A 19,566-nucleotide genomic window follows, 5' to 3' on the forward strand; every position below is an offset into this window, starting at 1 on the left:
CCGGCTTAACTGATTTTTCGGCTTTTCGCTTCATTCTGCCTGAAACTGCGCGAATGAATCGGAGGATCGTATGAGTTTGGAAATGCAGGTCTCCGCGCCGGGGGTCAAAGGCTTCATGACCAGCTATCTTGAGGCACTTGCTCTGGTTGAGCGGCTTCATCGTTTGTTGTTGGACGTTATCAAAGATGAGTTTGAACGGGTCGGTGTTCTTGAGATTAACGCGGTTCAAGCGTTGCTTTTGTTCAATATCGGAGATCATGAGGTTACCGCTGGTGAATTGAAAAGCCGCGGCTACTATCAAGGCAGCAATGTCAGCTACAACCTCAAAAAATTGGTCGAGATGGGGTATATGCACCACCAGCGTTGCGAAATAGACCGCCGTTCGGTGCGTGTCCGGTTGACGCCACAGGGCCGGGAAATCCGCGATATCGTCTCCGAGCTGTTTTCGAGACATGCCGAAGGCCTACAATCGCGCGGCGTGCTTGGACAGGAAGGGATCGAAGACATTACCGGAGCATTGCGGCGGGTAGAACGGTATTGGACGGATCAGATCCGCTATATCTACTGATGCTTGGTCGGCCTCAGTCCCGCATCCGATAGGGTCAGGCCTTCAAGTTCGCGGATCAGTTTACGGGTCATTGCTTCTTCGTAATCGTCAAAGCCCAGGGCAACCTCAACAAAGGCGCCGGGGCCAAGGATGACCCATGCTTTGAAATAGGCCAGCAGCTCTCCGACCTGAACATAGCGGGTGCTACCGATGTCAGGGTCGTCGGCACCGATGACCAGTCCATTGATCGTGATACCGTCGTCAGAGAGCGTCTGTTTCGCATTTCTTGGATGCAGGCCGATATTGTGCTTTCCGTCCCCCGACAGATCCAATGTCCGCTTCCAGCAATCGGGTTTCTGGCCCAAAAGCTCGGCACCGAACAGCATGGCGGACCCGACGGCGGTTCCTTGCGGAGCGCCGCTGCGTTTCACATGGTCGAGCAGGGTGGCTATGCGCCCCAGATCGAGGTCCGATTGTACTGCGGTCCAGCCCAGTAACAGGCGTTGGTGGCCGGGTTCGCTCCACTCATAAATCGCGATGTGTACCGGGTTTGCTGTGTCTGAAAGAAAGAGTTGCTTAATCTCGGGCCTGCGCAAAGCACCTGCCAAGCCGCCAAGCTGCAACCGGTATTCCGAGCTGTCGACTGATCCCGACACATCCAGGCCCAAAGCCAAAGCATGGCGGCATTCTGATGCCGCAGAGGTGGCCAATATGCTGACTATCGTTGCAAGCGCACGTATCATCGCTGGCCGGGGCCCGACAATGCGCCGATCTGCATACCTTTTAGTTCGCGTTCAAGTTTGCGCCGCATGGCGCGTTCGAAATCCTGGAACCCGTCGGCGATTTCCAGAAACGCGCCGGGGCCGTACAGGACATTGTTTTCAAAGAAGGGAATCAGGTACAGCTCGCCTTCGAAGTCGGCGGCATTAATGACCAGGCCATTCACAATCGTATTCTCAAAGGGAAAATGCCGATAGGCGGAATCCGGGCCATATCCATCGTTGTTCGAACCGTCACCTGACAGATCAATGGTTTGAAAAAGACATGTCGGGGCCTGCTGCATCAGCGTCGCCCCAAAGGCTAGCGCATACCCCATCGCCGTGGCCGAGTCGCTGTCTGATCGGACCGATTGCTGTATCGTGGTCGCTGCCACCAGCAAATCGGTCTGCGTGTTGATCATCGTCCAGCCCAGTATGATGTGCTGAACGTCCCGGCCGCTCCATTCATAAACAGCCAGCGCGACCGGCATCGACGAGGAAAAGAAGGCCTCGGTCACCTCGGGGGCAACCAACGCTGCGGCAAGGCCCTGCCTTTGCAGCGCGTCCTCTTCTGCGCTTACCGATGTTGAAATGTCCATTGCCAGCGCAAGCGCAAGGCGACAGGGCTCGGCCCGCAGGGGGCTGGCTAAAAAGGCTAGGCCCAGTGTGATCAACCAGCGGATCACCAGTGCCCGGTGCTTTCCATGCTGGCCCAGGGTTCGGCCGGTTCCAGCGCATCACCGTTTTGTAGCAACTCTACCGAGATATTGTCGGGTGACCTGACAAACGCCATTCGGCCGTCGCGTGGTGGCCGGTTGATCACGACTCCATTGTCCTGCAGGTGCTGACAGGTTTCATAAATATTGTCGACTCCATAGGCGAGATGGCCGAAATGGCGGCTGTCGTTGGGCAGATCGTCATCCCCATCCCAGTTATAGGTCAACTCGATTGGTCGATCCTCTTGCCCAGCGGGAGCCATGAAGATCAGAGAAAACCGCCCCTGTTCGCTGTCATAGCGGCGCGTTTCCTTAAGACCCAGCAACTTGTAAAACGCCATGGATTTGTCCAGGTCCTTCACGCGAACCATGGTGTGGAGGTAAGTGAGCCCCATTGCGGGTTCCTTTCTGTTCAGGTGATGCCCTGCACCTTAGCGCGCGTACATCACGTGTCGAGAGGCCGCACGGACACAATTCTGAAAATGCAAATGTGGGCGCACATATCGCGGTTCCTGTCTTTTGATTGGCGATATATAGTGGCAGGCGACTCATTGCTGGAAAGGAAATTTCATGCCGCTGTCCTCTGACCAACTGGGCGAGATCGAAGCGCAACGGGCGCAATCGCATCCAACACGCCGTGTTGTAGCTGCGGGGATGGAGGAACATCTGTACACGGCGCATCAGGTTCTGGACCACGGTTTTGTGCGCGTGATCGACTATATGGGTGATGACGCTGCGATTTGTCAGGCCGCACGCGTGTCCTATGGCAAGGGCACCAAATCAGTGCAAAATGACGAAGGGTTGATCCGCTATCTGATGCGGCACTGGCACTCGACCCCGTTTGAGATGTGCGAGATAAAGTTGCACGTCAAGTTACCGGTTTTTGTCGCGCGACAGTGGATTCGGCACCGGACAGCGAATGTGAATGAATATTCGGCGCGCTATTCGATTTTGGACCGTGAATTCTATATCCCGGCACCCGAGCACGTGTCCGCGCAGTCCGAGATCAACAATCAGGGTCGCGGCGATACGTTGCAGGGCGAAGAAGCCGCGCGCGTCCTTGAGATATTGAAAGCTGATAGCGCGCGTTGTTATGACAATTACGAGGCGATGATGGGTCAGGACGGGCAGCAAGGGCTTGCGCGTGAACTGGCGCGGATGAACCTTCCGGCGAATATCTACACGCAATGGTACTGGAAGGTTGACCTGCACAACCTGTTCCACTTCCTGCGTCTGCGCGCGGATCCTCATGCCCAATACGAAATTCGTGTTTACGCCGATGCCATGTGCAAGATCGTCGCTGATTGGGTGCCGGCCGCCTATAAGGCGTTTGAAGATTACCGCCTGGGTGCGGTCAATCTTTCCGCGCAGATGGTCGACAGCCTGCGTCGGATGTTGGCCGGAGAGACGGTCACGCAGGAAAACTCGGGCATGACCGGGCGGGAATGGCGTGAGTTCGAGGCGATCATCAAGGAAAGCTGAGTGCGCTTGCCGTCTGTCTATACGGGGCGTCATGAAATGGTTGCGATCGTTTCATGACACTTTCAGTTTTGATCAAAACCGGTTGTCTGACCCTGTTCCTGCCTTGCGTGGCACAGGCCGAGGCCCCCCATCGTCGATGGTGATTTGCGAACCCACGGCTACATGCACCAAAAACTTGCGCTCCAGTTCACCTCTGAGCGGGCAAGAGCCAGGATGTGCAATCCTGAACAACTGATGGAAGTGTGGACTAGATAATCCGGCAACTGGACGATGGAGGTCACCTGTGCGACCAGTACGTCCTGTATCGTGCCATGTGGCAAAATTGAACCACGCGCCCCGAAAGCAGCAGGGCGCGAGAATAGGCACTTCACTTTCGATGGCCAACGGCCTGAAATTGGCCGTTGTCCTGATTTTCGTACCCGCAGTAACGGGATTTTACAGTGGCTTCAAATCTGAAGCCATTTGTCGGCCGTCACGTCCGTCTTCCAGTTCGTAAGCGACCTTCTGATTGTCAGCGAGTCCGGTAAGACCAGATCTTTCAACGGCCGAGATGTGAACAAATACGTCCTTGCCGCCTTCATCAGGGGCAATAAACCCATAGCCTTTGGTGGTATTGAACCATTTCACGGTGCCAGTTGGCATTTCCCGTGTCTCCTTCTACTTGCACGTTGTCCCACAAAATTGGTGGGGGTAGCGATTGACGTAACCGCAACACATCACCGTCTCGTCCACACGACACGGCCCGAATTACGTGTTCCGTCTTTTTCAACATTGCACGGTGAAGTAAAAAATCAAGAAATACCGGAATACACTGGCGAATTTGCCCATTATCAAGATCGAAACAGGAGCAGCCTGAAAATGCGCGTATATGGATTGAAGACTTGCGATACTTGCCGTAAGGCTTTGAAATTGCTTGAGGGTTCGGATTTTATCGATGTTCGCGCGCAAGGTGTGCCGGATGCGGTACTGGCGCAGGCCCTAAAACGTTTCGGCGAGGCTTTGCTCAATACCAGGTCGACAACATGGCGCGGGTTGGATGCAGAGCAGCGCAAAAAAGAGCCGCTGGAACTCTTGCAGGAACACCCAACCTTAATGAAGCGACCGCTTGTTGAGAAAGACGGTGCACTTTATCTGGGCTGGACGGCTGAAACGCAGGCAGCCCTTGGCGTTGGCTGAGTGGGTACTTATGTGGTTGGTCGCAAGCTAGAGGGTTCTAAATGCGTAACGCAGCGATGATTTTAGGGGTAGTTGCCGGTCTGATCGGCATGTTGGTCGGGTTTGTTGGCTATGGATATGTCGAGTTGATCGACAGGTTTGGCGAAATCGACGGGATTGCCGAGCAGGTGGACAATGCGCAGTTGATCCGAACCGCGGCGATCCTTGCGCCTTTATTGGCTATTGCGGGCGGGGCGATGGCACATGCCCGCGCTCTGATTGGTGGCGTGTTGCTGCTGATTTCTGCGGCTGGGATGTATTATGCGTTCGGGTTCAATGTGTTCACCATGTTCCCGGTCGCCTTTGCCGCCGTGGCGGGTCTCCTTGGGCTGGCCGCGGGTAAACCGGACGAGCCCAAGGCACATTTCTGAGTTACTTCAGGCGCAGGATGCGATCGATCGAGATCGGGCCTGCGCCGTTTATCGCGATGACCAGAAACAGGAAAGTCCACATCACGCGCTGATCCATCAAAGTAAGTGCGTTGTCGAACAGGCCTCCCAGTTTGACGCCATGACCGGTCACGTCGACAATGGTCTGGACCCAGACAAACCCAATCATCCCAAGGGCTGCCACCCGGGTCAGCAGGCCGACCAGCAACAAGGCTGGCAGGACAAATTCGGCGGCTGTTCCCAGAAAGATTACGACGCGTTGGAAAAAAGTCATCTGGGTTACGTCATAAAGTACGGCCTCTGCCGCTTTGGGGAAAATCTGCCCAAACGCCCCCGCTGACGGAGAGAAAATCGATCCGTCGATTTTCAGGGTGGCTGAGTTCCAGTAGTAGACAAGCAACACGGCAACAAAGACAAGACGCGCCAGGGTTGGTGTCAGCCAGTTGGCCGAGCTGTCGATCCGTCCCAGGACGTTGTTATGAAGAGAGATCAGGGCAGTCATGTTGCCAGCCTTTCAATAGTCACAGAAGTGATAGCGCCGCCCTGTAACAGCAGCGCCAGAGTGGCCCCAAGATCAAAATCCGGGGTGGTTTCGGTAGTGTTTTCAAATGCCTGTCCGATTGTGTTTCCGGCCTTCATCGCGGCGATCCAACCCGCCCCGCCTTGCGGCAGGGCCTGAGGAACAGGATCATACTCGCGGCGCGTGATCAGGGTATCTTCAGCACCAGCTTGGGGTTTCGGTACGCCGTCTTCCGTATTGAACCGCCATATGGAAAAGACGGGCCAATCCGAGCGCAAGATCTGCATCGAAGGTGCGAATTCCAATCGGGCCCGGAAAAGATCTTCGGGTGGCACGGCTAATGCGTCGTCCGGCGCTGGCACGCTGTCCTCCGCGTGGTAAGATCGGCGAAGGGCCAGCTCCAGTCGCGCCACATCGGGCAGGTACCCGATATGCGACAGCTGATCCATCCCGGCCAGGAAATCCGGAAACGCTTCGCCATAGAACATCATCAACGGCGAGGTTGGTGGGTGGCTGCGCAGAAAAAGCCCGGCCAACCCGTCCATGTTTTGCGAACCCAGCAACTTGGCGATAACCGGGAAGGCCTGATGCATGGCTTCGGTCAGCGAAACGGCAACATTGTTGCGATAGACACTGAAACGCCGTCCCGCCGGCTGATCCGACGCGTCCACAAGGCCCTCAGGCACCGACATGGCTGGATCCAGCAAAGCCAGGTGAAACTCTTCTTGCGACACGCTCATGCTGGGATGCGGTCCAGTGCCGCTTGGGCGCGATCGGCTTCGGCACGCAAGACAGGCCAATCAGGGACGTCGGTATCCCATTCCACCAGAACAGGTTTTGGTCCCGATTGTTCAAGCACATAGTTCAGAAGCGCCCAAACCGGATCAACCACTTCTCGCCCGTGGCTATCGATCAACAAGGGAAGCCCGTGGTCGTCTTCATCCTCATCATGTCCGCCAAGGTGGATCTCCCCGACCTTGTCCAGCGGATAGGCGTCGATATAGCTCTGCGGTGAGAAGTCGAGATTTGTCGCCGATACGAAAACGTTGTTCACATCCAGCAAGAGCCCGCATCCGGTGCGGCCCGAAATTTCGCGCAGGAAGTCTGGTTCGGACCACGTACTTTCATCAAATGCTAGATAGCTTGACGGGTTTTCAAGCAGCATCTGTCGCCCAACGACATTCTGAACTTGGTCGATGTGATCGCAAATCCGTGCAAGGGTTGCGTCGGTATAGGGCAGGGGCAACAGATCATTCAGGAAGTGGCTGTCATGTGTCGACCAGGCCAGATGTTCGGAAAAGCTGGCGGGGTTGAGCCAGCTGACGAGGTGTTTCAAGCGGGCCAAGTGGTCTGTATCCAGCGGGCCTTCTCCGCCGATGGACAGGCCAACGCCGTGGACGGAAATCGGGAAGTGTTCCGACAAGTGCCGCAGCTGTGCCAGCGGTCGGCCACCATCGCCCATGTAGTTCTCGGCGTGGATTTCCAGCCATGCGACCGGTTGCGGGTGATCCAGAATCTGCTGGAAATGCTGAGGCTTATAGCCGACGCCTGGTGCCGCAGGCAGCCTGTTCGATCGGATTGTGCTGTCCAGCATCTGGTAACCTCGCGGTCTTGAAAAAAGAGGCGGGCGATTCTTGCCCGCCCCTCAGATTTGGCAAAAACTCAGGCTTATGCCGGCAGGTCACGCTCCAGCGGCTCGAGCGATCCCTTGCGGGCAGCGCCGTCAGCTGACTGAGGCAGGTCGATATCGGCGCAGGTGCCGGCATCTACCAGCGTCCAGGCATTGCCCTGATAATCAACAGTCGAGGTGCCCGCGCACGTGGTGCCGGGACCGGCGGCACAATCGTTCTGACCGGCCAGAGAAACGCCATAGCACTTTTCTTTGGCTTGTGCGGATGCGGTTGTGGCCATGCCTGAAACGGCTGCGGCTACGGCGCTTGCGATGACAAGGGATTTAGCGGTGTTCGACATCTCGGTTATCCTTTTGATGACTGCGTATGTCTGTGTTCGACAATGACAAAGGTAATGGGTTGCAGGTCACAGTTGAATTCACGAGCCTGTGTCTCACGAGCCCGTCAATGACTGTCATGACATCTTGCAAACTAATAGTTTGTTTTAGAAGAGATAAAACGCAAATGTTTCAATCCGGCCCCTCAGAGAGGGCCGGATTTTGTGCAATTTGCCGCTGATTGTTACAGCAGGTCGGGCGGCGTAGCGGCCCGCGACAGTTCATTTGTTACAGCCTCAAGCGGCTGCACTTGTGTCTGTTTCTCACCAAGACGACGGACACTGACCGTGCGGTCCTCAACTTCACGGTGACCGACGGCCAGAATGACCGGAACTTTGCCGACCGAGTGTTCACGAACCTTATAGTTGATCTTTTCGTTGCGGATGTCCGCCTCGGCTCGGATACCTGCGGCCTTGAGTGTCTCAACCACTTCCTGCACGTAACCGTCAGCCTCGGAGGTGATCGAAGCGACCACGACCTGACGCGGGGCCAGCCAGAAGGGCAATTTGCCCGCGTGTTCTTCGATCAGGATGCCGATGAACCGTTCGAACGAACCCAGCGTTGCTCGATGCAGCATGAAGGGGCGGTGCTTCGATCCGTCCGCGCCAATGAAATTGGCGTCCAGCCGCTCAGGCAGGTTGGGGTCCACCTGAAGGGTGCCGCATTGCCAGGTACGGCCGATCGCGTCGGTCAGGGTGAATTCAAGCTTGGGTCCGTAGAAGGCGCCTTCGCCTTCGAGAAGCTCATAGTCGTATCCTGCGGCCTTGCAGGCGTCCCCTAGGGCTTTTTCGACCAGATCCCAGCTTTCATCCGACCCGATGCGTTTTTCCGGGCGCGTCGAGAGCTTGATGGTCCAATCATGGAAACCGAGATCGGCATAGACCTTCGACAGAAACGCGATGAATTTTGCAGTTTCAGATTCGATCTGATCTTCGGCGCAGAAAATATGCCCATCGTCCTGGGTAAAGCCGCGCACCCGCATGATACCATGCAGCGCGCCAGAGGGTTCGTACCGCGCGCAAGACCCAAACTCGGCCATGCGCAGAGGCAGATCGCGATAGGATTTCAGACCCTGATTGAACACCTGCACGTGGCAGGGACAATTCATTGGCTTAAGGGCGTTCACGGCCTTTTCACGGGCATGTTCCTCGTCGACTTCGACGATGAACATGTTTTCCTGATACTTGTCCCAGTGGCCCGAGGCTTCCCACAATTTGCGGTCAACAACCTGCGGTGTGTTGACTTCGACATAGCCGTCACGTTCCTGCATGCGGCGCATATAGTCCTGCAGGGTGGTATAGATCTTCCAGCCATTCGGATGCCAGAAGATCTGGCCCGGAGCCTCTTCCTGCATGTGGAACAGGTTCATTTCGCGGCCCAGCTTGCGGTGGTCACGCTTGGCAGCCTCTTCCAGCATGTGCAGGTGCGCTTTTAGCTTTTCCTTGCCGGTAAAAGCCACGCCATAGATGCGTTGCAGCATCGCACGGTCGCTGTCACCGCGCCAATAGGCGCCAGCAATGCTCATTAGCTTGAACGCATCGCCCGGAACCTGGCCGGTATGCTGCAGATGCGGACCGCGGCACAGGTCTTGCCAGTCGCCATGCCAGTACATGCGCAAAGGTTCATCCCCGGGGATGGCGTCGATCAGCTCGACCTTATAAGGCTCGTTATTTTTGGTATAGAAATCGATCGCGCGTTGCCGATCCCACACCTCAGTGGTCACGGCGTCGCGTTTATTGATGATTTCCCTCATCTTTTTTTCGATCTTGCCCAGATCTTCGGGTGTGAAAGGCTCGACCCGGTCAAAGTCGTAGTACCAGCCGTTTTCGATAACGGGGCCGATTGTGACCTGGGTGTCGGGCCAGATTTCCTGCACCGCGCGGGCCATGATATGGGCGAGGTCGTGGCGGATCAGCTCGTTTGCCTGATCTTCATCTTTCATGGTGTGCAGGGCGATTTCGGCATCAGATTCAATGGGCCATTGCAGATCCCAATGCTGGCCATTCACCGTGGCTGAGATGGCCTTTTTGGCCAGTGAGGTCGAGATGTCGGCGGCCACCTGCGCAGGGGTTATACCCACGTCATAGGATCGTGCATTGCCGTCAGGAAAAGTGAGAGAGATTGACTGTGCGTCCAAGGCCATGGCTGGCTCTCCTCGTCGGTTTGGCGCCCACTGAACGCCCGGTTGCGGGTTATGTTGTGTTCGCTTCATTTGTCAGGTGGGGGTGGACCTGTCAAGGGCCGGCGCGAGGGGCTGGCCCCTCGCGCTCCCCGAGGTGTTTTTGGCCAGATGAAGGGGGATCTGGGAATTGCACTTGGGGGTGGGGCGTGCATGATATCGGAAAAAGAAAAGAGGGTGTCATGGCAGCGACGAATTTTCTGGAAACGGCGCAGGGACGGCGGCTGGCCTATCACAAAAGCGAGGGCACCGGGCCGACCATCGTGTTTCTGGGCGGGCTCAAATCCGATATGGAGGGCACCAAGGCGGTGCATTTGGAGGCCTGGGCGCAGGGGCGAGGCCATTCATTTCTGCGGTTCGACTATTCAGGTCACGGTGAAAGCGGGGGCACGTTCGAAGAAGGATGCATTGGTGACTGGCATGAGGATACGCTGGCCGCGATCACGGAATTGACGGATGGGCCGCTGATTGTTGTTGGCTCGTCCATGGGGGGGTGGCAGGCGCTGCTGTTGGCCAAAGCGCTGCCAGATCGGATTCAGGGAATGGTGACCATCGCTGCTGCGCCGGATTTTACCGAGGACGGGTATTGGGCTTCATTCTCGGAAAACCAGAAACAGGCACTGGAAACTGTTGGCCATGTCGAGCTGCCTTCGGACTATATGGAGCCATACATCGTGACCAAACGGATGATCGAAGATGGTCGCCAACATTTGGTCCTGCGCAAGCCTCTGCATATGCCTTTTCCCGTGCGGTTTTTGCAAGGTACCGAAGACACAGCGGTTTCAACCGGAACAGCAGTGCGCCTGATTGAACATGCGTTCGGGCCCGATATGCGCCTGTCATTGATCAAGCACGCCGATCATCGCTTTTCGGATGGCCCATGCCTGGGGTTGATTGAACAAGCTGTTCTCGATGTGATGGCAGCCCAATAATGCGGATATTGGGTCGCGTTTTTCTGACATTGATCGTTGCGTTTGGCCTGATTTATTGGCTTGGCCCGCGTGAGAAGGTTGATCTGGCCCCAACATTTGACGCGCGCAAATTCGGCGAAGGGGTGCAGGTCTATTTCGAAAGTGTGGAATCTGCATTCGCCGACATCATTCCGGGGGTCGAAAAGCGAGTTATTTGGCAAGAGGGCTATAAAGAGCAGCGAACACCTGTTTCGATTCTGTATCTGCACGGGTTTTCTGCATCATCCGAAGAGATCCGACCGGTTCCCGATCTGCTCGCCGAAACGTTGGGCGCCAATCTGGTCTACACGCGGTTGCAGGGTCATGGTCGCGGGGGGGAAGCAATGGGTGAGGCGACGGCCGCGGGTTGGATGCAGGATCTTGCCGAAGGGCTGGCTGCCGCACGGGCGGTTGGGGATCAGGTCGTGGTGATTTCGACATCAACCGGCGGCACGTTGGCAGCTGCGGCCGCACTGAATGAAGAGCTGAGCCAAAACGTTGCGGGGATCGTATTTGTTTCTCCGAATTTCGGCGTTAAAGCGGCCGGCGCATGGATACCCGGATTGCCTTGGGCGCGCATCTGGTTGCCCCTGATGATGGGTGAAACCCGGGGCGTCGCAGGGGTGAACCCGGAAATGAACAAATTCTGGTCGGCGGTCTACCCTTGGCAGGCTGTGGTGCCGATGACAGTGCTGGTGGATGTGGTCTATGCGCTGGATTTTTCAGACGCAAAGGTTCCCGCGTTGTTCTGGTTCTCGAATGAAGATCAGGTCGTGCGTGCCGACCTGACCCACGAGATTGCCAAGGCATGGGGCGCCCCTGCGTCGGTTGAGCTGGTAACAATGGGGCCCGGGGACGATCCTAATTCCCATGTGATCGCCGGGCGGTTGATGTCTCCGGGGCAGACCGACGAAGTGGTGGCTGGTATCCTGAGATGGTTGAAAACCTTGGGGATCGAGTGAGGAAGAAATAATGCGCAGACCAGGCAGTATGTGGAGCCTTGAAACCCTCGGTCGTGTGCGTCTGTCCCGTCATTTTTTCATGCGCGATTTTCTGTATTCGGAAATAAGCAATTTTCACGAAAAGCAGAATTTTCCAGACGATCCCAACCTTGCCATCGAAACCGGAAAGGCGCTTTGTGAAACCCTGCTGGACCCGCTTGAGGAGACCTTTGGCCGGATTGCCGTACGATCCGGCTATCGCTCGGCATCATTGAACCGTTTCGGCAATGAAAACCGGCTGAATTGCGCGCGAAATGATAACCCGCTGGAATGTCACATCTGGGATCGCGCGGTGGGTGATGATCGGATTGCCGGTGCATCGGTCGTGATCCCATGGTTTGCGGATCAATATGAGGCGGGGCGGGATTGGCGGGATTTGGCGTGGTGGATGCACGACCATCTGGATTATTCCGAAATCTGGTTCTTTCCAAAACTCTGTGCTTTCAATCTGGTCTGGAGGCCTGTGCCTCATAAGCGCATCGACAGCTATATCGCGCCGCGGGGCTGCCTTCTGCGCCCAGGAGGCGCGCCTGGCGAGGGTGACCTTGAGCGGCAAAGACGATATGCGGACTTCCCCGCTTTTCGCGGTATCCGCTACCCCTGAACTTTAACTTGCCGAACCATACAAAACCTCTCATCCTGAAACTAATGACGACGATTTGAGTGACTTTTCCAAAGGAGGCGTTGTTTGATCGAGCCGTTGGTTCTTTTGCCCGGTTTGATGTGTGATGCGCGGGTATTTGAGCATCAGATGCGCGCCCTGTCACGTGATCGCGCCGTGACGGTCGCTTCGGTTTCGACTGCTGAACGGATTGAAGAGATCGCGCGGGGCCTATTGGTTCAGTTGCCACAACGCTTTGCATTGGCGGGCCTAAGCCTGGGCGCCGTAGTCGCTTTGGAAATTGTCCGATATGCACCCGAGAGGGTGTCGCGCTTGTGTCTGATGGCTTCGGATGCGCATTCGGAATCGCCTCAGACCGCAGCCGCGCGGGAGGAGCTGTTGGTCGCCGCCAAGATGGGTCGGTTAGAGGAAGTGATGCGTCGGCTGATTGGATCGGATTCGCTGGCCCCGGGGCCTCGACGTATTCCCATTCTTGCTGATGTCATCTCGATGGCGTTAGATTTGGGCCCGCAGGTGTTCGAGCGTCAGATTCGCGCGCTGCAGCGTCGTCCGGACCAGCAGGGCAACCTGCGCCGGATCACGGCCCCGACTTTGGTGCTATGTGGGGCGCATGACACGGTTGTTCCGGTGCGAAGGCATGCGTTCATGGCGGACCTGATCCCAAATGCAGAACTGCACGTCATCAAGGATGCAGGACATTTGCCTACGTTGGAATCGCCTGAAAATGTCACCGAGGCGCTGAAGACCTGGCTCAGCGTGAAGCCTGCGCTGGATTACGCGTAGAGCGCTTTACGCTGTTCTTTGCTGAGAATGACCGGGGTTGAGATCGTCTGGCCCGTATTCTGATCAAAGAACGGGGTGTCCCTCCAACTGCCAGAAAGCCGGGATTTTAGTACCCGCGTAACAATCCCGGCGACAGCGTAACCCAGTCGCTTGTGTTTGTGTTTTCCATCGGCCTGGGGAATGAACCCTTGGGTCGTAACCGGCCCTAAACAGTCCGGGTCGGAAACTCGTTTCACATCAAAGCCCGCAAACGGAAATTTTGGAGTATTTGATGTCGTCGCCAGCGGCGCATTGCAGCAGCTGGCATACCAGCGCAGCATCCCCTTGGGGCCAAGGCGCATCGCGGCCAGGTGTTCGATGCCGCCGTCGATCCTTATTTCTTCAGGGGCCATTTGGAAAATGTCCACCGGTTCCGGCGCAGGGTCCGGTTGCCCGAAATATATCTGCGCGGCCCGGCAATCACGGCAAAAGCAGACTACATGCGTTCCGTACTGAACGCCTCTGGCTGTAATGCTGCCAAAGAGTTTTCCACAGTTGCAGGCGAAAGCCGTCTGTTTGGCGACTTTCTTTCCCATCGGCGTTAGGCCACTTTGTTGCGGTTGGCCGCTTTGCGAGAGGGTTTGCGGGCGTTGGCGTTCATAAATTCGATCACCAATGGGCGGATATTGTCGCGCCAGCTGCGGCCGGCGAAGATGCCATAGTGACCTGCGCCAGGTTCGACATGGCTGGCTTTTTTCGAATCCGGCAGCCCTGTACACAGCTCGAGCGCAGCAATGCACTGGCCAGGGGCCGAGATGTCGTCATTCGCACCTTCGACTGTTTTGACAGCAACGTTTGTAATTTTGCCGATATCCACCTTGTGCCCTGCAACAACAAACTCGTTGCGCGCGATTTCGCGGTTTTTGAAGACGCGTTCGACGGTCGAAAGGTAGAACTCGGCGGTCATGTCCATGACGGCGAGGTATTCATCGTAGAATCTGTTATGGGCATCGTGATCCGAAGCCTCGTCCCGCATAACCCTCTGGATCTGCTCGGAAAACGCCTGAGAATGCCGGTCCGAATTCATCGACATGAACGAGGCCAACTGCAGCAGGCCGGGATACACCATGCGCCCGACGCCCTTATACTTGAAGCCGACGCGCTGAATCATGGTTTCTTCCAGCTGCCCCATTGTCACGCGGCGGCCAAAATCAGTCACGTCGGTAGGTGTGGCATCCGGGTCAACAGGTCCGCCGATCAATGTCAGCGTGCTGGGTTGGGCTTTGGGTTCGACCTCGGCCAGATAGGCTGTGGCGGCCAGAGTCAGCGGCGCCGGTTGGCAGACGGCTACAACGTGGGTGTCCGGTCCCAATTCTTTCATGAAATCGACAAGGTAAAGTGTATAATCCTCTACATCAAACTTACCTTCGGACACGGGGATATCGCGCGCATTATGCCAGTCTGTGATATAAACTTCGCAATTCACCAAGAGGCTTTTTACGGTGGACCGAAGCAAAGTGGCGTAATGTCCAGACATCGGGGCGACCAACAGCACCTTGCGGGGCTGTTCGGCGCGGCCATTGACACGTATATGTATCAAATCACCAAAAGGGCGTTCGATCACCGGGACAATATCGACCAGATGATCCTTGCCGTCTTCGCAAGTGAATGTACGGATTCCCCAGTCGGGTTTTACAACCATGCGCTGGAACGTCCGCTCAGTCACCTCGCCCCAGGCGGCCATCATGCTGAACGCAGGGTTGGGCACCATCGAAAACAGCGGATAAGAAGCCATGGCACTTGCCGTAGCACCCATCCACTGATTGGTGTTGCGCATCGTTTCCATCAGATCGTAGGTCATCATGTAGCGCATGAAATGGGCCTCCTGAGTGTCAGCCTGATAATTCGGACCATTCGTCGCTTTGCCCCCCGACGCCCACGACGTTATTCTGCATAGCAGCGAGGTTAGGGTGGAATTGTTAAAATGACAACAAGTGAAGATAACGCGCCAGAGCTGTCCGAGGAACACCTTGAACGGATTAGAGAAAATATGACGAAAGTCGAAGAATTGTCGAAAAGGCTGATCGATGTGATGGCTGGCAAAGAGGCGCACACTCCCGCGTTGGACGGTCCGAATCAAGATCTTTTCGCAAGAGCAGCAACTTCGTATTTCGCCGAAGCGTGGCAGAATCCCGCCAAGCTTCTGGAACATCAGGTCGCCTTCTGGGGACAATCCGTTATGAACTTTGCTGAGGCTCAGCAGGCGCTGGCCGCCGGCGGGGTCGAGGACAGCGAACCCGGACCCAAGGATAAACGGTTCTCAAACCCTCTTTGGGACACCAACCCCTATTTCCGGTTTATTCGCCAGCAGTATCAGACAAATGCCGATGCAATCGCGCAGGCGGTTGCTTCGGTCGACGATCTGGACGGCAAGGACAAGCAGAGGCTGCATTTCTTTTCGCAACAGATCATTGACTTGATGTCTCCGACGAATTTCCTGGCCTCCAATCCCGACGCGCTGGAAAAGGCGGTCGAGACGGAAGGGCAATCGCTGATCAAAGGGCTAGAGAATCTAGTTGCTGACCTAGAAGCCAATAATGGTGAAATGGTTGTCAGACTGGCGGATGAATCTGCGTTCAAGCTTGGCGAGAATATCGCGACAACTCCGGGCGACGTGGTCTATCGCAACAGGCTTATGGAGTTGATCCAGTACAAACCCACGACCGAGACCGTACACGAAACCCCGATCGTTCTGTTTCCGCCCTGGATCAACAAATACTATATTCTGGACCTTAAGGCGCAGAACAGCCTCATCAAATGGGTGACCGAGCAGGGCTATACCCTGTTTGTTGTGAGTTGGGTTAATGCGGATGCTTCTCATGCCGAGGTCGGTATGGGCGACTATGTCGAAGAGGGATTTCTGACCGCCATCGAGACCGTCAAGTCGATCTGTAAGGTCAAGCAGGTCAATGCGGTGGGATATTGCATTGCCGGCACCACGTTGAGCCTGACGCTGTCCCTGATGAAACAGCGTGGCGACAAATCCATCAAATCGGCGACTTTCTTTACAACCTTGACCGATTTCGGTGAGCAGGGGGAATTCACGCCGTTCCTACAGAACGACTTTGTCGACGGCATTCAAGAACAAGTGACGAAAGACGGTATCCTAAAAGCATGGGTCATAGGTCGTACCATGTCGTTCCTGCGATCGAATGACCTGATCTACGGCCCCGCCATTCGAAGCTATATGATGGGCGAGACCCCTCCGGCGTTTGATTTGCTCTACTGGAACGGGGATGGCGCAAATCTTCCGGGCAAAATGGCAATCGAGTATTTGCGGGGGCTTTGCCAGAGAAATCAATTTGTGACCGACGGTTTCGATTTGCTTGGGCACAAACTGCATATCCGCGACGTTGATGTTCCTTTGATGGCCATCAGCTGTGAAACCGACCATATCGCCGCCTGGAAAGATTGTTATCGGGGTGTGCAGCAGATGGGGTCACGTTCGAAGACGTTTGTCGTTTCGGAATCCGGTCACATAGCAGGCATCGTGAACCCGCCGAGCAAGAAGAAATACGGCCACTACACCAACCCTGATCTCAATGCGGATGCCGATGCGTGGATGAAAGAGGCCGATTTTCATAAAGGGTCCTGGTGGCCGCAGTGGGAAGCTTGGCTGAAGAAGAGATCCGGCAAGCAGATCCCCGCGCGCCAAGTGGGCGATTCGGGATACGCTTCCCTGGCCGAGGCACCAGGAACCTATGTTTTGGTGAAGGCAACAGATTGATTTTTAACAGTTTAGAAAAATATTGCTGCAGTGCAGCAAGAAAAAACTTGCAATGCTGCGATGCAGCAACGATATTGTCCTCAAGCTGATGAAGCCCGGGGTTGGCCCGGATCGGCAAGCAAAGGATTTGGACAATGGCAAAGACTCAAGACTTTACCGCGACCCTGAAAGACATGATGGGTGCATTCCCTGTTGACACCACCGCTCTGGAAGGTGCGTTCAACACCACCGCGACCCTGAACGAAAAGCTGTCGGGCGTTGCTCTGGAAGCGGCTGAGAAATCGGCTGAGATTTCGAACAAATGGACCAAGGAAACCCTGGCCAAACTGTCCGATATGTCGAAAGCGAAATCTGACCCTGCAGATTACGCAAAAGCTGCAACCGACTACGCAAGCGCGTCGGCTGAAGTTGCTGCTGAAAACCTGGCTGCTTTCGCTGAAATCGCGAAAAAAGTTCAGTCGGAAACCGTTGAGCTGCTGATGGCTGCTGGCAAAAACGCTGCAGAAGACGCAACTGCCGTTGTCAAAAAAGCAACCAACGACGTGTCCACTGCTGCGAAAAAAGCAGCTGGCGCCAAGTAAGGTAAGATAGCGAGGTGCACCCACTCCTCCCATTTGGTGCAATCGCGTTGGGCGGGTCGAAAGACCTGCCCTTTCTTTTTGTTCTGCACTCGCATAATCTCTGCTGCAATGCATCATTCCTTGGGGAGGGTAGACGGTGTCAGAACAAGAAAAACCGTTGCTAATCAAACGATATGCCAGCCGTCGGCTGTATAACACTGAAACCAGTGACTATGTCACGCTCGAAGATATTGCGGCATTCATACGTGACGGTCGCGAAGTTCAGATCATAGACCTGAAGACTGGGGATGATCTGACACGGCAATATCTGCTTCAAATCATTGCCGAGCATGAAAGCCGCGGTGAGAATGTCCTGCCGGTGAACGTGCTGAACGATCTTGTGCGCAGCTATATGTTGCCGGGCGGAGGAGTGATGCCGCAATTCCTGCAAAGCTCGTTCGAAATGCTGCGCGAAAGCCAAAGCAAAATGATGGAAAACATGTCTGCGATGAATCCGATGACCCAGATTCCGGGTTTCGACGCACTGCAAGCGCAGCAAAAGGCATTTCTGAAGGCGATGACCAGCGGCATTTCCGGCAGTTGGTCCGGTCCCGAAAAGGATAGCGAGGCCAAACCCCAGTCGAGTGAGGATCTGGACGACATCAAGAAGCAGTTGGCGGAGTTGCAGCAAAAGCTGTCTAAACTGAACTGAATTTGTCCACACAATGAAATAGGCCCGCCGCTGGCGGGCCTTTTCGTTTGAATTCAGCTTGTTCAGGTTCCAAATGCGATTTTCGGGGCGGTAATTTCCCCTACTGAAGCCAACAGAATATCAGCGATCACATCCAGTTCCGCGCGTGTCAGGCGTACAGGCAGGCGCACGTCGCAAGCTTTCATCAGCATGTTTCGCGTGTGTGGCAGTTCGATCTGTTCCGGCAGGAATTGCCAGTTCCAAAAGGCACGGGCGTTGTCTTCACTCAGGCCGAATACCTGAACTTTCACCCCGCGTGCTTCGGATGCTGCGGCAAAGGCGCGGATATCATCATCGCTTAGGTCAACCAGATTGAACTGGATCGAGTCCGGCGCCCGGCGCTCTGGCACCAGCGGGGCAGGCACGTTGATATAGGGCGATGAGTTCAGGCGCTCTGCCACATAGTCGTGGTTTTGCAACCCATCGCGGACACGGCGTGCCAATTCAGGCATCTGGGGACGGATTACTGCAGCGCTCAGGTTGCTCATCCGCAGGTTATACAGCGGCAACTGGTTCTGCCAGCGGCCAAAGGCCTCTTGGAGTTCCGATGAGTTGTCGCCACGCGGACCTTTGTGTTTCTTCCAGTTATGTTCGTAGGCGCCGGACATGATCACGGCACGCGCCACCAGATCAGCGTCGTCGGTTATCAGAATGCCACCTTCGCCCGCATTGATCATCTTGTAGGACTGAAACGAGAAACAGCCGATCTTGCCAATCGTCCCAATATTGCGACCATGCCAAGTTGTCCCCAGCGAATGGGCTGCGTCCTCGATCACCGGAATGTCGCGCGCGCTGCACAGAGTCATGATCGCGTCCATATCCGAAGTATGTCCGCGCATATGGCTGATGATCACGGCCTGCACGTTATCCAGTTTGGCGGCAAAGTCATCCATGTCGATGCGATAATTGTCACCCACCTCACACAATACGGGGATGCAATCCGCATGTATGACCGATGAGGGCACCGCCGCAAAGGTAAAGCCCGGTATCAGCACCCGCGCGTCCCGCGGCAGACCCAGCGCCTTGAGCGACAGGAACAGTGCCGCCGAGCAGGACGATACAGCCAGCGCATATTTCGTGCCCAGCAGTTCCGCGAATTCCGACTCGAGCATCGCAACCGGAGCGTCCTGCGGCGCAGTGTAGCGGAACAGGTCGCCTGACTGCATCAGGGCATCAATGGCGTCGCGGGCGGCCGCGGGGATGGGTTCGGCGTCATGGACGTTAGGAGGCAGCGTCATATTTGGCATTCCTGAATTCTATCTTTGGGAAAGATAAAGCTAATGAAGTGTCAATCCAAGCCCTTAATCTTCAGGGTGGCG

The 19,566-nt window shown here is 55.7% G+C and carries 23 protein-coding genes; 11 read left to right on the forward strand and 12 right to left on the reverse strand.

Annotated features, from left to right (window positions below):
- Nucleotides 1–70: 70 nt before the first annotated feature.
- A complete protein-coding gene (locus AC2FJ5_RS02865; protein WP_271947897.1) occupies nucleotides 71–568 on the forward strand; it encodes a MarR family winged helix-turn-helix transcriptional regulator in 498 nt (165 codons plus the stop codon).
- On the opposite strand, the gene AC2FJ5_RS02870 is transcribed toward AC2FJ5_RS02865, so the two are convergent.
- The 3 genes from AC2FJ5_RS02870 to AC2FJ5_RS02880 are packed head-to-tail and all read right to left on the reverse strand — an operon-like array spanning nucleotide 562 to nucleotide 2,416.
- Nucleotides 562–1,290 (reverse strand): DUF1194 domain-containing protein, encoded by a 729-nt coding sequence (locus AC2FJ5_RS02870; protein ID WP_496700586.1) that lies wholly within the window; start codon nucleotides 1,288–1,290, stop codon nucleotides 562–564. The genes AC2FJ5_RS02865 and AC2FJ5_RS02870 overlap by 7 nt on opposite strands.
- On the reverse strand, nucleotides 1,287–1,991 hold the full coding sequence (locus tag AC2FJ5_RS02875) for a DUF1194 domain-containing protein (RefSeq protein ID WP_281994409.1): 705 nt from the start codon (nucleotides 1,989–1,991) through the stop codon (nucleotides 1,287–1,289). Before AC2FJ5_RS02875 ends, AC2FJ5_RS02870 begins: the two co-directional genes overlap by 4 nt.
- Nucleotides 1,988–2,416, reverse strand: a complete 429-nt coding sequence (locus tag AC2FJ5_RS02880) for a VOC family protein (RefSeq protein WP_142632976.1) — start codon at nucleotides 2,414–2,416, stop codon at nucleotides 1,988–1,990. The genes AC2FJ5_RS02875 and AC2FJ5_RS02880 overlap by 4 nt, the downstream gene beginning before the upstream one ends.
- 175 nt (nucleotides 2,417–2,591) lie before the next feature.
- On the opposite strand from AC2FJ5_RS02880, the gene thyX reads away from it, so the two are divergent.
- Nucleotides 2,592–3,503: an FAD-dependent thymidylate synthase gene (gene thyX, locus AC2FJ5_RS02885; protein WP_142632978.1), complete on the forward strand. Its 912-nt coding sequence runs from the start codon at nucleotides 2,592–2,594 to the stop codon at nucleotides 3,501–3,503.
- Nucleotides 3,504–3,938: 435 nt separating this feature from the next.
- Here the strand turns inward: thyX and AC2FJ5_RS02890 are convergent, their stop codons facing one another.
- Entirely contained in the window at nucleotides 3,939–4,145 is a 207-nt protein-coding gene (locus AC2FJ5_RS02890; RefSeq protein WP_142632979.1) for a cold-shock protein, read from the reverse strand.
- 216 nt (nucleotides 4,146–4,361) lie between these two features.
- Between AC2FJ5_RS02890 and AC2FJ5_RS02895 the strand changes: the two genes are divergently transcribed.
- Both AC2FJ5_RS02895 and AC2FJ5_RS02900 read left to right on the forward strand, forming a co-directional pair.
- On the forward strand, nucleotides 4,362–4,679 hold the full coding sequence (locus tag AC2FJ5_RS02895; protein ID WP_281972388.1) for an ArsC/Spx/MgsR family protein: 318 nt from the start codon (nucleotides 4,362–4,364) through the stop codon (nucleotides 4,677–4,679).
- Between the two features lie 41 nt (nucleotides 4,680–4,720).
- Nucleotides 4,721–5,089, forward strand: a complete 369-nt coding sequence (locus tag AC2FJ5_RS02900; RefSeq protein WP_142632981.1) for a hypothetical protein — start codon at nucleotides 4,721–4,723, stop codon at nucleotides 5,087–5,089.
- 1 nt (nucleotide 5,090) lies between these two features.
- Here AC2FJ5_RS02900 and AC2FJ5_RS02905 read toward each other — a convergent pair whose 3' ends face one another.
- From AC2FJ5_RS02905 to thrS, 5 genes are all read right to left on the reverse strand, one after another.
- Nucleotides 5,091–5,609, reverse strand: coding sequence for a hypothetical protein (locus AC2FJ5_RS02905; RefSeq protein WP_496792410.1), 519 nt, complete (start codon nucleotides 5,607–5,609; stop codon nucleotides 5,091–5,093).
- Nucleotides 5,606–6,367: an HvfC/BufC family peptide modification chaperone gene (locus AC2FJ5_RS02910; RefSeq protein ID WP_496792411.1), complete on the reverse strand. Its 762-nt coding sequence runs from the start codon at nucleotides 6,365–6,367 to the stop codon at nucleotides 5,606–5,608. Before AC2FJ5_RS02910 ends, AC2FJ5_RS02905 begins: the two co-directional genes overlap by 4 nt.
- Nucleotides 6,364–7,221: an MNIO family bufferin maturase gene (bufB, locus tag AC2FJ5_RS02915; RefSeq protein ID WP_496792413.1), complete on the reverse strand. Its 858-nt coding sequence runs from the start codon at nucleotides 7,219–7,221 to the stop codon at nucleotides 6,364–6,366. The genes AC2FJ5_RS02910 and bufB overlap by 4 nt, the downstream gene beginning before the upstream one ends.
- Nucleotides 7,222–7,295: 74 nt before the next feature.
- Nucleotides 7,296–7,598, reverse strand: a complete 303-nt coding sequence (locus tag AC2FJ5_RS02920; protein WP_142632987.1) for a BufA1 family periplasmic bufferin-type metallophore — start codon at nucleotides 7,596–7,598, stop codon at nucleotides 7,296–7,298.
- A 221-nt stretch (nucleotides 7,599–7,819) separates the two neighbouring features.
- Nucleotides 7,820–9,778, reverse strand: coding sequence for a threonine--tRNA ligase (thrS, locus tag AC2FJ5_RS02925; protein WP_496792414.1), 1,959 nt, complete (start codon nucleotides 9,776–9,778; stop codon nucleotides 7,820–7,822).
- A 218-nt stretch (nucleotides 9,779–9,996) separates the two neighbouring features.
- Between thrS and AC2FJ5_RS02930 the strand changes: the two genes are divergently transcribed.
- The 4 genes from AC2FJ5_RS02930 to AC2FJ5_RS02945 all read left to right on the forward strand — a co-directional run bounded on the left by AC2FJ5_RS02930 (nucleotide 9,997) and on the right by AC2FJ5_RS02945 (nucleotide 13,170).
- Nucleotides 9,997–10,746 carry an alpha/beta fold hydrolase gene (locus tag AC2FJ5_RS02930; protein WP_282021849.1) on the forward strand — a complete coding sequence of 250 codons (750 nt, stop codon included), beginning with the start codon at nucleotides 9,997–9,999 and terminating at the stop codon, nucleotides 10,744–10,746.
- On the forward strand, nucleotides 10,746–11,726 hold the full coding sequence (locus tag AC2FJ5_RS02935; protein WP_496700581.1) for an alpha/beta hydrolase: 981 nt from the start codon (nucleotides 10,746–10,748) through the stop codon (nucleotides 11,724–11,726). The genes AC2FJ5_RS02930 and AC2FJ5_RS02935 overlap by 1 nt, the downstream gene beginning before the upstream one ends.
- Before the next feature lie 28 nt (nucleotides 11,727–11,754).
- Nucleotides 11,755–12,369 (forward strand): hypothetical protein, encoded by a 615-nt coding sequence (locus AC2FJ5_RS02940; protein ID WP_496700637.1) that lies wholly within the window; start codon nucleotides 11,755–11,757, stop codon nucleotides 12,367–12,369.
- A gap of 84 nt (nucleotides 12,370–12,453) precedes the next feature.
- Nucleotides 12,454–13,170, forward strand: a complete 717-nt coding sequence (locus AC2FJ5_RS02945) for an alpha/beta fold hydrolase (RefSeq protein ID WP_142632994.1) — start codon at nucleotides 12,454–12,456, stop codon at nucleotides 13,168–13,170.
- Here AC2FJ5_RS02945 and AC2FJ5_RS02950 read toward each other — a convergent pair.
- A complete protein-coding gene (locus tag AC2FJ5_RS02950) occupies nucleotides 13,161–13,745 on the reverse strand; it encodes a DUF6151 family protein (RefSeq protein WP_496695915.1) in 585 nt (194 codons plus the stop codon). The genes AC2FJ5_RS02945 and AC2FJ5_RS02950 overlap by 10 nt on opposite strands.
- A gap of 5 nt (nucleotides 13,746–13,750) precedes the next feature.
- Nucleotides 13,751–15,022 carry a polyhydroxyalkanoate depolymerase gene (gene phaZ, locus AC2FJ5_RS02955; RefSeq protein ID WP_271947865.1) on the reverse strand — a complete coding sequence of 424 codons (1,272 nt, stop codon included), beginning with the start codon at nucleotides 15,020–15,022 and terminating at the stop codon, nucleotides 13,751–13,753.
- Nucleotides 15,023–15,133: 111 nt separating this feature from the next.
- Between phaZ and AC2FJ5_RS02960 the strand changes: the two genes are divergently transcribed.
- The 3 genes from AC2FJ5_RS02960 (at nucleotide 15,134) to phaR (ending at nucleotide 18,208) form a co-directional block, all read left to right on the forward strand.
- Entirely contained in the window at nucleotides 15,134–16,936 is a 1,803-nt protein-coding gene (locus tag AC2FJ5_RS02960) for a PHA/PHB synthase family protein (protein WP_142633000.1), read from the forward strand.
- A 134-nt stretch (nucleotides 16,937–17,070) separates the two neighbouring features.
- Nucleotides 17,071–17,517 carry a phasin family protein gene (locus tag AC2FJ5_RS02965; protein ID WP_142633002.1) on the forward strand — a complete coding sequence of 149 codons (447 nt, stop codon included), beginning with the start codon at nucleotides 17,071–17,073 and terminating at the stop codon, nucleotides 17,515–17,517.
- Between the two features lie 136 nt (nucleotides 17,518–17,653).
- Nucleotides 17,654–18,208, forward strand: coding sequence for a polyhydroxyalkanoate synthesis repressor PhaR (gene phaR, locus AC2FJ5_RS02970; RefSeq protein WP_496749494.1), 555 nt, complete (start codon nucleotides 17,654–17,656; stop codon nucleotides 18,206–18,208).
- Between the two features lie 62 nt (nucleotides 18,209–18,270).
- Here phaR and AC2FJ5_RS02975 read toward each other — a convergent pair whose 3' ends face one another.
- Nucleotides 18,271–19,485, reverse strand: coding sequence for a DegT/DnrJ/EryC1/StrS family aminotransferase (locus tag AC2FJ5_RS02975; protein ID WP_496792416.1), 1,215 nt, complete (start codon nucleotides 19,483–19,485; stop codon nucleotides 18,271–18,273).
- Nucleotides 19,486–19,566 lie beyond the last annotated feature (81 nt).

Source organism: Ruegeria sp. CDSA221, from assembly GCF_059611825.1.

Coding starts and splice junctions, on each gene's coding strand:
- AC2FJ5_RS02880 (WP_142632976.1), bottom strand. CDS start 2,416: ATGGGGCTCACTTACCTCCACACCATGGTTCGCGTGAAGGACCTGGAC.
- AC2FJ5_RS02895 (WP_281972388.1), top strand. CDS start 4,362: ATGCGCGTATATGGATTGAAGACTTGCGATACTTGCCGTAAGGCTTTG.
- AC2FJ5_RS02930 (WP_282021849.1), top strand. CDS start 9,997: ATGGCAGCGACGAATTTTCTGGAAACGGCGCAGGGACGGCGGCTGGCC.
- bufB (WP_496792413.1), bottom strand. CDS start 7,221: ATGCTGGACAGCACAATCCGATCGAACAGGCTGCCTGCGGCACCAGGC.
- AC2FJ5_RS02905 (WP_496792410.1), bottom strand. CDS start 5,609: ATGACTGCCCTGATCTCTCTTCATAACAACGTCCTGGGACGGATCGAC.
- phaZ (WP_271947865.1), bottom strand. CDS start 15,022: ATGCGCTACATGATGACCTACGATCTGATGGAAACGATGCGCAACACC.
- AC2FJ5_RS02870 (WP_496700586.1), bottom strand. CDS start 1,290: ATGATACGTGCGCTTGCAACGATAGTCAGCATATTGGCCACCTCTGCG.
- thrS (WP_496792414.1), bottom strand. CDS start 9,778: ATGGCCTTGGACGCACAGTCAATCTCTCTCACTTTTCCTGACGGCAAT.
- AC2FJ5_RS02900 (WP_142632981.1), top strand. CDS start 4,721: ATGCGTAACGCAGCGATGATTTTAGGGGTAGTTGCCGGTCTGATCGGC.
- AC2FJ5_RS02940 (WP_496700637.1), top strand. CDS start 11,755: ATGTGGAGCCTTGAAACCCTCGGTCGTGTGCGTCTGTCCCGTCATTTT.
- AC2FJ5_RS02890 (WP_142632979.1), bottom strand. CDS start 4,145: ATGCCAACTGGCACCGTGAAATGGTTCAATACCACCAAAGGCTATGGG.
- AC2FJ5_RS02920 (WP_142632987.1), bottom strand. CDS start 7,598: ATGTCGAACACCGCTAAATCCCTTGTCATCGCAAGCGCCGTAGCCGCA.
- AC2FJ5_RS02965 (WP_142633002.1), top strand. CDS start 17,071: ATGGCAAAGACTCAAGACTTTACCGCGACCCTGAAAGACATGATGGGT.
- AC2FJ5_RS02935 (WP_496700581.1), top strand. CDS start 10,746: ATGCGGATATTGGGTCGCGTTTTTCTGACATTGATCGTTGCGTTTGGC.
- AC2FJ5_RS02910 (WP_496792411.1), bottom strand. CDS start 6,367: ATGAGCGTGTCGCAAGAAGAGTTTCACCTGGCTTTGCTGGATCCAGCC.
- AC2FJ5_RS02975 (WP_496792416.1), bottom strand. CDS start 19,485: ATGACGCTGCCTCCTAACGTCCATGACGCCGAACCCATCCCCGCGGCC.
- AC2FJ5_RS02960 (WP_142633000.1), top strand. CDS start 15,134: ATGACAACAAGTGAAGATAACGCGCCAGAGCTGTCCGAGGAACACCTT.
- thyX (WP_142632978.1), top strand. CDS start 2,592: ATGCCGCTGTCCTCTGACCAACTGGGCGAGATCGAAGCGCAACGGGCG.
- AC2FJ5_RS02950 (WP_496695915.1), bottom strand. CDS start 13,745: ATGGGAAAGAAAGTCGCCAAACAGACGGCTTTCGCCTGCAACTGTGGA.
- AC2FJ5_RS02865 (WP_271947897.1), top strand. CDS start 71: ATGAGTTTGGAAATGCAGGTCTCCGCGCCGGGGGTCAAAGGCTTCATG.